Here is a 12,393-nt window from a genome sequence, read left to right as displayed (position 1 = left end):
CGGTCAACCGTTCGGTAATGATCGCCCACGAAAGCAGCACAGGCGAAGCGCTTGGTTCCGAGGGCAAGCAGAGGCACTCCGCGCCGCCGCCGGTTCAAGCCGGTGCCCGTCTGCGGTGGGAGACGAGCGTGGACCTGCGCTTGGCGGCGGGCCTGCCCGGCCCGACCACGGGTACGGCACTTGCCGCGCCGCTGAAGGCCATGTCATCACCCTCAAGGAGCCGCACATGCCCCGTTCCACCAATGCGCTGGACGTCTTGCGTCGCGATCACAAGAAAGTCCTGACGCTGTTCCATCGCTTCGAAAAGACCGAAGACGAAGGCGAGCAGCGTGAACTGTGCGACGAGATCGTCAGCGAGCTCAAGACGCATGCCGAGATCGAGGAAGAGGTGTTCTACCCGTGGCTGCGCGAGGCCACCGCGCGCGAGGACCTGTTCGAGGAAGCCTCCATCGAACACCAGACGACCAAGGACCTGCTGGCCCGGCTGGAGGAAGAGCAGGCCGGTACGCCGCGATTCCATGCCATGGTGAAGGTGCTGGGCGAGTACGTGGCCCACCACGTCAAGGAAGAGGAAGGCGAGATCTTCCCCCAGGTCGAAAAGACCGGCGTGGACCTCGACGCGCTGGGCCAGGAGCTCGAAGAGCGGCGCGCCGGCGGCCCCGGAGTCGACGGCGCGGCATCGGCTGCGCCGTCGGGCAAGGCCGAGATCCGGGCGTCACGGCAGGCCGAGCGAGCGGTTTCGGCAGACGACGTGGCGCAAGAAGTCGCGGACCAGGCCGCCGGCGAAGATGCGGCGGACCAGCCCGGCGACGCCCAGGCCGCCCTGGCCGACAGCGACGACTTCGCGGCCGCCCCCAGCGTCGAGGACGACGACCGCTACCTCGAGGAACATGCCGAGGGGCTGTCGCGCAGCACCCGGCACGCCAAGTGGATCCACACCCCCGAGGACGAGCCCGACCACGACGGCCAGACCCTGGCGACCCGCAATCCTGAAGTCATCCGGCGCTGGGCCGAGGCCCGCGGCGCCCGGCCGGCCACCACCCCGGGCGGGGATGCGGAGCGTCCGCGGGTGCTGCGCTTCGACTTCCCGGACTACGACAAGGGCCTGCAGGAAGTCAGCTGGGAAGCCTGGCTGGGTACCTTCGATGAACGCGAGCTCACCTTTGTTTTCCAGGAGCGCCAGAAGGCCGGCAACCAGAGCAACTTCTTCCTGCTCGACAGCCCGGAGCGAGAGGAGGGCTGAGCGGCTCGGGCTCTGAAGGACGCAGACTGTGCAGGACCCAGCCGGACCGGGGCGAAGCGACCGGCCACCATGGTGGCAGTCGGCCGTGATCTGCCAGGTCTATCCACTCTCCTTCCAGGACAGCGACGGCGATGGCCGCGGTGATCTGCCGGGCCTGCTGTCGCGCCTGGACTACCTCTGCGAGCTGGGCATCGACGCGATCTGGCTGGCTCCGGTGTACTGCAGCCCGATGCGTGACTTCGGCTACGACGTCGCCGACTTCACCGGCATCGAGCCCTGCTTCGGCAGCCTCGGCGATTTCGACCGGCTGGTGCAGGCCTTGCACGAGCGGGGCATGCGCCTGGTGCTGGATTTCGTGCCCAACCACACCGCCGACACCCACCCCTGGTTCGTCGCCTCGCGCAGCTCACGCAACCACCCGCAACGCGACTGGTATGTCTGGGCCGACGCGGGGCCCGACGGTGGGCCGCCCAACCGCTGGACCAGCCGCTTCGGCGGCAGCGCCTGGGAGTACGACGCCGGCACCGGCCAGTATTACTACCACGCCTTCCTGAAGGAGCAGCCGGACCTGAACTGGCACAACCCCGAGGTGCGGCAAGCCATGGCAGAGGTGCTGCGTTTCTGGCAGGCCCGCGGCGTCGACGGCTTCCGCATCGACGCCGCCGCGGTGCTTGCCGAGGACGTGAAGCTGCGCGAGGACCCGCCCAAGCCCGACGCCGACGGACAGACTCCCGAGCCCGAGCGGGTCGAGCGCGTCTACACCGACTACCGGCCGGAAGTGCTGGACTGGCTGGCCGAGCTGCGCCGGTGCGCCGAGGCCGATGGACCGTCACTGCTGCTGGGCGAGGTGGACGGCTCCGGCGACCGCATCGTCGACTTCTACGGCGATGCGGGCCGCCCCATCCTGCACCTGCCGCTCAACTACCGCCTGATCGACACCGACTGGCAGGGGCCCCTCCTGCGCGAGACCGTGGAGCACTACCTGACCCTGCTGGACGCCCTCGGCCCCGAGCCGGGGACCGCCGGTGCGCGGCAAGGCGGTCCCGGCAAGCCGAAGGGCTGGCCGTGCTGGGCCGTCGGCAGCCACGACAAGCCTCGCGTCGCGCGCACGCTGGGCCCCGAACGGGCCCGGCTGGCCGCGCTGCTGCTCTTCACGTTGCCCGGCACCGCGCTGTTTTTCGCCGGCGACGAGCTCGGCCTGGAGGGCTGCCCGGTGCCGAGCGAGCAGAGCCGCGACCCCTTCGAGCGCCAGCTGCCCGGTTTTGGGCTGAACCGCGATCCACAGCGCGCGCCCATGCCCTGGAGCGACGCGCCGCAGGCGGGCTTCACCACCGGCGAACCCTGGCTGCCGCTGGAGCCCGGTCATGAGCAGCGGCATGTGGCACGCCAGCAGCGCGACCCGGCCTCGATGTGGTCGCTCTACCGGCGCCTGATCGCACTGCGCAAGGCGGAGGCGGCGCTGGGGGTCGGCAGCTGCTTCGGGTTTTTCACCGCCGATGCCTTGCTCGGCTTCCAGCGCGCCTGGGCCGGGCGACGCCTGCAGGTGGTCGTCAACCTCGCGGGCACACCACAGGTGCACCGGCCCGACGATGGCCGGCCGGCGCGGCTGCTGCTGTCGACCCGGCCCGATCCCGAGGCGCCGGGCAGCAGCGAGGGGATCCGGCTGGAGGGCTACGAGGGCGTGGTGCTCGTACTCGACTGACGCCTGTTGGTGCTCAGCCGGCCTGCCAGCCGCTCGCCAGCGTGGCGACCAGCTGCGCGGCCGGCATGGGCCGGGCCAGCGGCACCGCCTGGCCGGCCCACAGCGACAGGAACTGCGCCGCACCGGCCTTGCCGGCAGCCTGTCGCAGCGGGCGGGTCAGGGCATTGGGGATGGGGAAGTCGGGCAGCGCCAACGGAGCCATCTCACGCATGAAACGGTTCTCGATGCCGCGCGCCCAGCGGCCGCTGAAGGCGCGCGTGAGCGCGGTGTCGCTGTCGGCCGCCTCGGACAGCGCCGCCTTGTAGGCGGCCGAGATGGGGCACTCGTCGGCCAGCAGGAAGGCCGTGCCGACCGCGGCGGCGCTCGCGCCCAGCGCTTGCGCGGCCCGCACGCCGCGGGGGTCGGCGATGCCGCCGGCCGCGATCACCGGGATGTGCACCGCGTCGACCACCTGGGGCACCAGGGCCAGGGTGCCGACCAGACCCTCGTCCCGCGTGCCGAGGAAGCTGCCGCGATGGGCGCCGGCTTCCGCGCCCTGGGCCACCACTGCGTCGGCACCGCCGGCTTCGAGCTGGCGGGCTTCGCGCACCTGGGTGGCGGTGCCGACCACCAGGGTGTCGCGCGCCTGCAGCGCGCGCGTGAGGGTCGAGCCCAGATCCCCGAAGGTGTAGCTGAACAGCGGCACGTCGGCCGAGAGCACGGCCTCGAACTGCTCCTCGAAGGACTCTTCGAAACGCTGCGGCACCTGCGGCGGTGGCAGTCCCAGTTCCTGGTGGTAGACCGACAGGGCTTCGATGAAGGCGGCCAGGCGCGCCTCGTCGCGCTGCCAGGCTTGCGGACAGAAGAGGTTGACGCCGAAGGGCCGGTCGGTGAGGGCGCGGATCTCCGCGATGGCCTCGACGATGCGGGCGGGCGTCATGTAGGCCGCCCCCAGGATGCCCAGGCCGCCGGCCTGCGAGACGGCCGCCACCAGCGCCGCGGAAGCGGCTTCGCCGCCCATCGGGGCGAGCATCACGGGGTGGCGGATGCCGAGGCGTTCGATCAGTGGGTTCATGGTGTTCAGGCCCCGAGGGCGGGGAAGAGCTTCGCCAGGCCGTCGGCCATGATCTCGACCGCCAGCGCGGCGAGGATCAGGCCCATCAGCCGGGTCATGATGTTGATGCCGGTCTGTCCGAGCAGCCGGGCGATGCGACCGGACGCCGACAGCGCGAGAAAGGCCGCGGCGCCGATCACGATGCCGTAGCCCACCAGCACGCCCAGTTCCCACCAGTGGTGGGTCTTCTGGGCGTAGATGACCATGGTCGAAATGGTGGCCGGGCCGGTGAGCAGCGGGATGGTCAGCGGCACCACCGCGATGCTGGCGCCGGCGTCGGCCTTGGAAGCGCCTTCGTTGACGTCCTCCTTGCTGGTCTCGGCCGGGTGGGCCTGCAGCATCTGGATCGCGCTGATCAGGAGCAGCAGCCCGCCGCCGACCTGGAAGGAGGCGATCGAGATGCCGAAAAACTTGATCACCTGCAGCCCCGCGAGCGCGCTCACGGCCACCACGACGAAGGAGCTGAAGGCGGCGACGCGGATGGTGTGGCGGCGCTGCTCGGCCGTGAAGCCGCGGGTGAAGTGGATGAAAAACGGCACCACGCCGATCGGGTTGACGATCGCCAGCAGCGCGATGAGGGGTTTGAGCAGGTCCATGCCGGATTGTGCTCAGCGCCCGCCGCCCACGTCCAGCAGCGCGCCGGTGGTGTAGCTGGCCCGCTCGTCGAGCAGCCAGACGATGGCCTCGGCGATTTCCTCGGGCCGCCCGGGGCGCTGCATCGGGATCTGGGGCGCGAGCTGCCAGGCGCGTTCGGGCTGCCCGCCCGAGGCATGGATGTCGGTCTCGGTGATGCCCGGGCGCACTGCATTGACCCGGACACCCTCGGTCGCGACCTCCTTCGACAGGCCGATCGTGAAGGTGTCGATGGCGCCCTTGGCGGCGGCGTAGTCGACGTACTGCGAGGCGCCGCCGCCGCGAGCGGCGACCGACGAGACATTCACGATGGCGCCACCGCGCCCGCCGTGCCGGGTGCTCATGCGCCGCACGGCCTCGCGGGCGCACAGGAAGGACCCGAACACATTGATCGCGAACATGCGCTGCAGCCGCGCCAGGTCCATCTCGTCGACCCGCGCCGTCACGTCGACCACGCCGGCGTTGTTGACCAGCCCGGTCAGCGGGCCCCAATGCCGGTCGACGGTCTCGAACAGGCGCAGCACCTCGGCCTCGACCGAGACGTCGGCCTGCACCGCCAGCGCGCTGCCGCCGGCGTCCTGCACCTGCCGCACCACCTGCTCGGCGGCGGCGGCGTCGCGCGCATAGTTGACGACCACACGTTGCCCGCGGGCAGCGCACAGAAGCGCGGTGGCGGCGCCGATGCCGCGGCTCGCGCCGGTGATGAGCGTGACGGGCGTCTGCATGGGCGCCATTGTGCGCGAAGCCCGCCGCGAGGGTCTTCAGGTACAGGGGTTGCTGAACATCAAAAGAAAAGTCCTGCCAAGGAGTGATGCATGCAGAACCCGACTTTCCGCGCCTTGCGGCCCGCCGATCTGGGCGGCGACCAGGCCGACAGCGTCGACGACCGCGTCCGACGCGCCACTGAGGCGCGCATTGCCGAAGCCGCTCAGCGGGGGCCCGAGTACATCGAGGTCCGTCTCGCCGAGTTGGAGCGGGAATGGGATGTCGACCGCTGGCTGGAGACCGGCGCCGCCTCGGTCAGCCTGCTCGGAGCGGCGCTGGGCGCCACCGTCAACCGCAAATGGTTCCTGCTGCCGGCCGCAGTGGCCGGCTTCCTGCTGCAGCACACGGTGCAGGGCTGGTGTCCGCCGCTGCCGCTGTTGCGCCGCCTGGGCGTGCGCACCTCGGACGAGATCAACCGGGAGCGTTATGCCCTCAAGGTGCTGCGTGGCGACTTCGCCGAGGTGCCGTCCACCGACGCCTCGCACAGCGTCGACGAGGTGATCCACGCGACACGGCACTGAGGTCGACGCAAAGGCATCAGTCGGGGTCGAGCGGCGCGAGTCTGGGAGGATCGCGGTGCTGCTCCAGGTACCAGGCCCGCAGCCCGTCGTCTTCGAAGGCGTAGGTGCCCCGCCCCGCACGCCACAGCAGCTCCTTGTCGCGCAGTGCATCGAGAGCAGACTGCACGCTGGACGCAGCCAGCCGCTTGCCCGTGAGCGTCTGGTACGCCGCGTGCGCTTCTTCGGAAAACGGCTCGTAGTCCGGTGACAGACGTGCGACGCCGTCCAGCACCGCTTTCTGCGAGTCCGTCAGGGTGTTGTACAGCGATTCGAAGTCGCGCCATGCGCGGCGTTGGAGTTCTTTCGCGTTCTCCATCAGCTGCGCCGAGAGCGCGGCCGCCCCTCCGAATTCAGACACGGCTTCTCCCACGATCCGCTTGAGCATCTCGGGGCGACGCCCGACCAGATCGAAGGCTTGTTCAAGCACTTCAACGGGGAACTCCATGCCTTGTGCGAACTGCCGGTTCAGCCATTGGGCGTAAGCCTCCACAAAACCGCGATCGAGCAAGGGGAAGCGTGTAATGCCCGCGCCGTAGAATGGCTCGCTCTTGCGCAGCACCAGGTGGGCCAGCTTGTCGCGGTTGGAGCCGGTCATGACCAGATGAAGGCCGAACTTCCCGGTCCCCTGGTTGAGCCGGTCACGGGCGGCCTTGAGCGCGAACATGGTTCGGGTCCCACCCTCAGTGGACAAGGCGTGCTGCGCCTCGTCGACAAGCAGTGCAAGCGGCTTGCCGGCCTGCTGGCGCAACTGCTCCAAGGCATCCGCGAGGGTGGCGCCGCCCGGCTGCCCAATCTTCGAGAGATCCAGCGACAGCGTCCCCATGACATTGAGCCGGTCAAGGCCAATCCGCTTGGCGGCTTTCAGGACAACGCCGTCTTGCTGGTCGAGCGCCTTCCGGATCGTCCCGGCGATCAGTTCGCCAGGCTCGCGGTCCCGGTCCGACCAGAGATCAACATACACGGGCTCCCACCCACGCTCTCGCATGACAGGGATCAGGTCTTCCCGCAGGAAGGTCGATTTCCCGGTGCGCCGTGGCGCTGCCAGGAAAAGCCCTGACGTGAAGTCCAGCACGCCTCGGCCTTCGAGCGCGTCGCAATAGATGCGGGCCAGTTCTGTGCGACGGTGGACGAAGGGAAAAGCCGGCTCCATCGGTCCTTCTCCGATTACGCAGCAATTACGTCATTCTACGTAATTGTGCGAACCCTCGTGTAATAGGGTCGGAAAGCAGAGCACTGGTTCGGGGCTGCTTCCGATCCGCCCGCACCGGATCGGACCGAAACCCTCAGGCGGCGGCCGCCCCGGCGCCGGCCGAATGCGCCAGCCGGCGGCGCGCCCACACACCCAGCGCCAGCAGGCCCACGGCGCTCAAGGCCCAGGTGCCGGGCTCGGGCACCGGCGCCAGGGCGACCAGGGACACATAGTTCCAGTTCACCGGCGACAGGCCCAGGAAGCCGTCGAGCAGCCAGAAGCTGAAGGACGTGCCGTCGGCCCAGCTGCCCGAGAGGTGGTGGTTGGCATAGCTGAAATCTCGCCCGTAGATCGTCACGCGGGCGCCCTCGGCACGGTGCAGCCAGGACAGCTCGCCGCCGCGCAGCACGGCGCTGGCGTTGTCGGCCAGGTCCAGGAAGGAGACCGAGCCGCCGTTGAGCTCGAACCGGCTCTGGTCGGCACCGCTGTAAAAGGAAATGCGGCCGGCCGACTGGGTCGTGAGGCTGCTGCCGAAGGCGTCCAGCCAGCCGATGTCGCCGCCCTCGTTGCTGATCACCGAGGCACCGTGAGCGCGCACCGAGGTGGCCCGGTCGCCGTCCTGATAGGTGGCGAAGATCTCGCCCTTCGCGCCGGGGCGGCCGGCGCCCGCCGCATGACCGGGCGCGGCCTGGGCGGCCTGGACGGACCCCAGCAGTGCAAGGGCACAGGCCGCGATGGGCAGGGAAAAGCGGGAGGACGCGAAACGCGCGAGAGTCGTCAAGTTCACCTCGGCAGAACAGTTGTGCTTGTTATGGTTCGCGCGGCGGGCCCAGCGCGCAGGAAGGCCGAATTGTAGCGAAATGTAGAGGAAGGCGGCGCCTCAGCTGAAGACGATGGCGGTCTTGTGGTCGATGCTCAGCGTGGCGGCTTCGTAGAGCGAGAGCCAGGCCTGCTTTTCGATCCAGAAGTTCTCCTGCGTCGCGATGTCACGGTTGAGCCGCGTGGCTTCCTCGTCGGTCAGCACCCCGGCCTGCAGCTGCACACCGATGTAGGGCGCCACCAGCACCAGTTCACCGAGCAGGCGATAGCTGGAGCCCAGCACCCCGCCCGCCAGCTGGCGGGTGTCGTCGAAGATCAGCTCGGTGAAGTCCACCGGCACATAAAAGCCTTCGCAGTCCGAATGGCACAGCAGGTGGCTGTCCAGGCGCTCGGTCAGCGCGCGCACCAGCGGGTCGTCGGCCGGGTCGCCGTGCTCGTCCAGCGGCGAGGGCGTCCACTGCGCGTCCGCGGCGGCATGGGCGTAGACCCGGCGCAGGCGGTGCAGGCTGGTGTAGGAGTGACTGCGCGCTTGCGCACGCGTCGCGCGCTGCGCCAGCCTCTCGGGCTCACGGTGGCAGGGCCAGCCGTGTGCCTCCAGCAGGTCATTGATCAGATCGAATTGGGTCCGCCACAAAGTGGCGGTCTCGGTGCTGTTCACGGCCGGGTCTGCGAGCAGACCCGTTTTGATGGCGAGCCCCATGCGGCCCTCCCTTTCGGCTGTTCTGTCGATGCTTCCTGCCCGCCCCCACGCGGGACGCCTAAAGGGTAGCGCGACTCATCGTGCGAACAGCGTGCAGGGTGCACACATTCGGGCTTGATGCGATGTGCAGTTCTCACGCCGGGCGCAAGGGCGCGGCCCGGCGTTTCAGCCGATCAGCAGGGCCAGCGGCAGGACGGCGGCGACGGTGCCCAGCGACACCAGCAGGCCGATGCCGGCAGCGCGCCAGTTCGAGTGCAAGGCGCCGGCGCGGCTGAGGTGCGGGTCGACATCGTGGAGCTGGTGAGGTTTGGCGACCTGGTAAGCCGCCAGCAGCTGGGGCAGGGAGAACACGAGTGCCGGCACGTTCTCGGGCAGCACGAAAACCAGCATCAGCAGGACCACCATCCCGGCGACCGCGAGCAGCATGGCGTCGCGCGCCTTGCGGGGCTGGCCGAGCGCCCTGTAGTTGTGGGCCATCAGCAAACCGGTGGCGAACAGGTTGCCGATGAAGGTGGCCCACATGATGCCGCCCATGGAGTACAGGCGGGGGCCGGCCGCGGTCGCCGGCTGGGCGCCGCCGGCCACTGCGGCCGGGGCGGTCTGGATCTCGTTCAAGCTCACTCCCTCGGTGTTGTCGATCTGTCGGCCGCCAGCATAGAAGCGAGGGTGCCGATGCGACACCCCCGAAGCGGGCGGCACCGGCCTTGCACCCCCCCATCCCGGGGTGCAAGGCCGGCGCCGCCGCGGACACACCTTGAGCGGGCCTCAGGGTCCGCTGCTGTCCACAATCGCTCGCTGTCCCCACGATCACACGCGATGCCATGGCCAAAGACCACAGCTTGATGGAAGACTCGAACCGCTCTTCCAATCCCGACATCCACCGCCTGTCCGACCCCGCGCGTCGCACCTGGGTGCACGGCGGCCTGTCCGCCATCGTCGCCGGGCTGTTCGCGCCGCTGCTGCCGGGCTGCGCCGCGACCCCGGGAGCCGGCACGCCGAAGATCGGCTTCAAGTCGGTGCCGGTGACGGTGGGCGACACGCTGACGGTGCCGGAAGCTTATGTGGCGAGTGTGCTCGCCGCCTGGGGCGACCCCGTGGGCATCGCGGGGGACATGCCGGCCTTCCGGCCCGACGCGAGCAACACGGCCGCCGAGCAGGCCGCCCAGATGGGCATGCACCACGACGGCATCCATTTCTATCCGCTCGGCGCCGGCAGTGACCGCGGCCTGCTGGTCATGAACCACGAGTACACCGACGACGGGCTGCTGCACCGCGACGGCATGCTCACCTGGTCGGCCGAGAAGGTGCGCAAGTCGCAGGCCGCCCACGGCGTCGCGGTGATCGAGGTGGCGCGCCAGGGGGCCGGCTGGCAGGTGGTGCGGCCCTCGCGCTATGCACGCCGCATCACGGCCTACACACCGATGCGCGTGGCAGGCCCGGCCGCCGGGCATGCGCTGATGCGCACCGCGGCCGATCCGGCCGGCACGACGGTGCTCGGAACCCTGAACAACTGCGCCAGCGGCAAGACGCCCTGGGGCACCTACCTTGCCGGCGAGGAGAACTTTTATGGCTACTTCCACGGCCCGGCCGAGCCCGACGCGCATGCCAGGCGCTGGGGCCTGCGTCCCGGCGGCTGGGGCTACCGCTGGCACGAGCATGACGAGCGCTTCGACGCGACCCGGCACCCCAACGAGATGAACCGCTTCGGCTGGATCGTCGAGATCGACCCGATGGATCCGGGCAGCCACCCGGTCAAGCGCACCGCGCTCGGCCGCGGCACCCACGAGGGCGCCACCGTGGCCGTGACGCGCGACGGCCGGGCGGTGGTCTATTCGGGCGAGGACGCGCGTTTCGAGTACATCTACAAGTTCGTCTCGCGCGACGCGATCCGCCCGGGCGGCGGCGCCGCCAACCGCGAGCTGCTCGACCACGGCACCCTCTATGTCGCGCGCTTCGATGCGGACGGGCGCGGTCGCTGGCTGCCGCTGAGTTTCGGCAGCGGGCCGCTGACGCCGGCCAAGGGTTTCGCCGACCAGGGTGAGGTGCTGGTCAAGGGGCGCCAGGCCAGCGACGCGCTGGGCGCCACCAAGATGGACCGGCCCGAGTGGCTGGCGGTGGACAGCGAGCAGCGCGAGGTCTACTGCTCGCTGACCAACAACTCCAACCGCGGCACCGAGGGCCATGCGCCGGTCGATGCGGCCAACCCGCGCGCCGCCAACACGATGGGCCACATCATCCGCTGGAAGGAAGACGGCGACTTCGACGCTGTCGAGTTCCGCTGGACGCACTTCGTGCTGGCCGGCGATCCGGCCAACGGCCGGCCCGAGTCCCGCGGCAACGTGAAGGGGGACGCCTTCGGCAGCCCCGACGGCCTGTTCATGGATCCGCGCGGTGTGCTGTGGATCCAGACCGACGCTTCCCCGACCGCGATGGGCAAGGGCGACTACGCCCGGCTGCCGCAGAACATGATGCTGGCGGCGGACGTGGCGACCGGCGAGATCCGCCGTTTCCTGGTCGGACCGCCGGGCTGCGAGGTGACCGGCGCCGCGATGGCCCCCGACCTCTGCACGCTGTTCGTCAACATCCAGCATCCCGGCGAGACGCCCTCGGAGCGCAGCGACCCGGCCGCGGTGAGCCGCTATTCGAGCTGGCCGGACGGCGGGCGGCCGCGCTCGGCCACCGTGGTGATCAGGCGTCGCGACGGCGGGGTGGTCGGGACCTGAGCACCGGCCGGCAGACGGCTTGGGTCATGGTGCGAAGCAGCAGGGCGCCTGGCCGGGGATGTCGGTCTGCACCGCGAACAGCGCGCCGGCCAACGGCTGCTCGCGCTGCTGTTCGGGCGTGAGGCCCCAGCGGGCGGTGGTCACGTAGAGGGTGCGCAGTTGGGCACCGCCGAAAGCGACATCGCTGACCTGGCGCACCGGCAGCTGCACGCGCATCAGCTCGCGGCCGTCGTCCGGCGCGTGGCAGCTGACGCAGCCGCCGCCCCAGCGGGCGACCCACAGCCGCCCATCGGCGTCGACGCTCATGCCGCGCGGCTGGCCGTCGGCGGCATCGAAACGCAGCCAGTCGCGGCGCTTGTCGAGCTGCCCCCGCGCGGCATCGAAGTCGAAGGCGCAGATGCAGCTTGTGCCGTCGTTCAGGTAAACCGTGCCTCCGTCCGGCGACCAGCTGATGCCGTGCGCGAGCGCGCTGTCGCCACCGAGCAGGCGCGCGCAGCGGCCCTCGCCGTCGCAGCGGTAGAGCGCGCTGCGGCCCGACTGCCCGGCCTCGGCGGTGCCGGCCCAGAAGCGCCCCTGCGGGTCGCAGCCGCCGTCGCAGAAGGGTTTCCCGGGCGCCTCGGTCACCGCTCCGCGCAGGGGCTGCACCTGCCCGTAGCCGTCGTTGGCCTCGGGATCGAACAGGGCCAGGCTCCGCCCGAGCGCCACCAGCAGCAGGCGCTCGCTGCGGCACTCCGCCACCGCGGAGATCGGTTCGTAGAAATACCAGCGCTCGCGGTGACCGGTGGCTGGCGTGTAGCGGTAGAGGCGCTGGGCGAGCACATCGACCCAGTAGAGCGCCTGGCGCCGCGGCGACCAGCACAGGCCATCGCCCAGCACGGCGCGTGCGCGCCAGACCGCCAGCAGGTCGCTGTGCAGCTGGGGAATGTGGGCGGCAGCGTGGGCGGCGGGCGCAGCGGGGGACATGCC

The 12,393-nt window shown here is 70.3% G+C and carries 12 protein-coding genes; 4 read left to right on the top strand and 8 right to left on the bottom strand.

The features are described 5' to 3' along the window. Window positions 1-226 precede the first annotated feature (226 nt). Together OOT46_RS10885 and OOT46_RS10880 are read left to right on the top strand one after the other, a co-directional pair. The gene (locus OOT46_RS10885; RefSeq protein WP_265403623.1) at window positions 227-1,243 is read left to right on the top strand and encodes a hemerythrin domain-containing protein; all 1,017 of its coding nucleotides are present in this window, start codon (window positions 227-229) and stop codon (window positions 1,241-1,243) included. Window positions 1,244-1,271: 28 nt separating this feature from the next. Next, complete coding sequence (locus OOT46_RS10880; protein WP_265403622.1) at window positions 1,272-2,945, top strand: alpha-amylase family glycosyl hydrolase; 1,674 nt, start codon at window positions 1,272-1,274, stop codon at window positions 2,943-2,945. A 13-nt stretch (window positions 2,946-2,958) separates the two neighbouring features. On the opposite strand, the gene OOT46_RS10875 is transcribed toward OOT46_RS10880, so the two are convergent. Genes OOT46_RS10875 through OOT46_RS10865 form a run of 3 tightly spaced genes read right to left on the bottom strand, consistent with a single transcriptional unit; the run spans window position 2,959 to window position 5,396 of the window. Next, window positions 2,959-3,999 (bottom strand): NAD(P)H-dependent flavin oxidoreductase, encoded by a 1,041-nt coding sequence (locus OOT46_RS10875; protein ID WP_265403621.1) that lies wholly within the window; start codon window positions 3,997-3,999, stop codon window positions 2,959-2,961. 5 nt (window positions 4,000-4,004) lie between these two features. Beyond that, the gene (locus OOT46_RS10870; protein WP_265403620.1) at window positions 4,005-4,634 is read right to left on the bottom strand and encodes a MarC family protein; all 630 of its coding nucleotides are present in this window, start codon (window positions 4,632-4,634) and stop codon (window positions 4,005-4,007) included. A gap of 12 nt (window positions 4,635-4,646) precedes the next feature. Further along, complete coding sequence (locus OOT46_RS10865) at window positions 4,647-5,396, bottom strand: SDR family oxidoreductase (RefSeq protein WP_265403619.1); 750 nt, start codon at window positions 5,394-5,396, stop codon at window positions 4,647-4,649. Between the two features lie 90 nt (window positions 5,397-5,486). Here OOT46_RS10865 and OOT46_RS10860 point away from each other — a divergent pair, with 90 nt between their 5' ends. Continuing rightward, entirely contained in the window at window positions 5,487-5,957 is a 471-nt protein-coding gene (locus tag OOT46_RS10860; protein WP_265403618.1) for a DUF2892 domain-containing protein, read from the top strand. 16 nt (window positions 5,958-5,973) lie between these two features. On the opposite strand, the gene OOT46_RS10855 is transcribed toward OOT46_RS10860, so the two are convergent. From OOT46_RS10855 to OOT46_RS10840, 4 genes are all read right to left on the bottom strand, one after another. Then, window positions 5,974-7,146: a hypothetical protein gene (locus tag OOT46_RS10855; protein WP_265403617.1), complete on the bottom strand. Its 1,173-nt coding sequence runs from the start codon at window positions 7,144-7,146 to the stop codon at window positions 5,974-5,976. A 133-nt stretch (window positions 7,147-7,279) separates the two neighbouring features. After that, window positions 7,280-7,972 carry a PEP-CTERM sorting domain-containing protein gene (locus OOT46_RS10850; RefSeq protein WP_265403616.1) on the bottom strand — a complete coding sequence of 231 codons (693 nt, stop codon included), beginning with the start codon at window positions 7,970-7,972 and terminating at the stop codon, window positions 7,280-7,282. 93 nt (window positions 7,973-8,065) lie between these two features. Further along, on the bottom strand, window positions 8,066-8,704 hold the full coding sequence (locus OOT46_RS10845) for a hypothetical protein (protein WP_265403615.1): 639 nt from the start codon (window positions 8,702-8,704) through the stop codon (window positions 8,066-8,068). Window positions 8,705-8,869: 165 nt separating this feature from the next. Further along, complete coding sequence (locus OOT46_RS10840) at window positions 8,870-9,319, bottom strand: hypothetical protein (protein ID WP_265403614.1); 450 nt, start codon at window positions 9,317-9,319, stop codon at window positions 8,870-8,872. A 206-nt stretch (window positions 9,320-9,525) separates the two neighbouring features. On the opposite strand from OOT46_RS10840, the gene OOT46_RS10835 reads away from it, so the two are divergent. After that, the gene (locus OOT46_RS10835) at window positions 9,526-11,427 is read left to right on the top strand and encodes a PhoX family protein (protein ID WP_265403613.1); all 1,902 of its coding nucleotides are present in this window, start codon (window positions 9,526-9,528) and stop codon (window positions 11,425-11,427) included. 24 nt (window positions 11,428-11,451) lie between these two features. Here the strand turns inward: OOT46_RS10835 and OOT46_RS10830 are convergent, their stop codons facing one another. Continuing rightward, the gene (locus OOT46_RS10830; protein WP_265403612.1) at window positions 11,452-12,390 is read right to left on the bottom strand and encodes an SMP-30/gluconolactonase/LRE family protein; all 939 of its coding nucleotides are present in this window, start codon (window positions 12,388-12,390) and stop codon (window positions 11,452-11,454) included. Window positions 12,391-12,393: the final 3 nt, after the last annotated feature.

The sequence above is a fragment of the Aquabacterium sp. A7-Y genome (assembly GCF_026153205.1).
In the GTDB taxonomy this organism is placed as follows: domain Bacteria; phylum Pseudomonadota; class Gammaproteobacteria; order Burkholderiales; family Burkholderiaceae_C; genus Caldimonas.
This window is presented reverse-complemented; position numbering and strand designations above follow the sequence as displayed.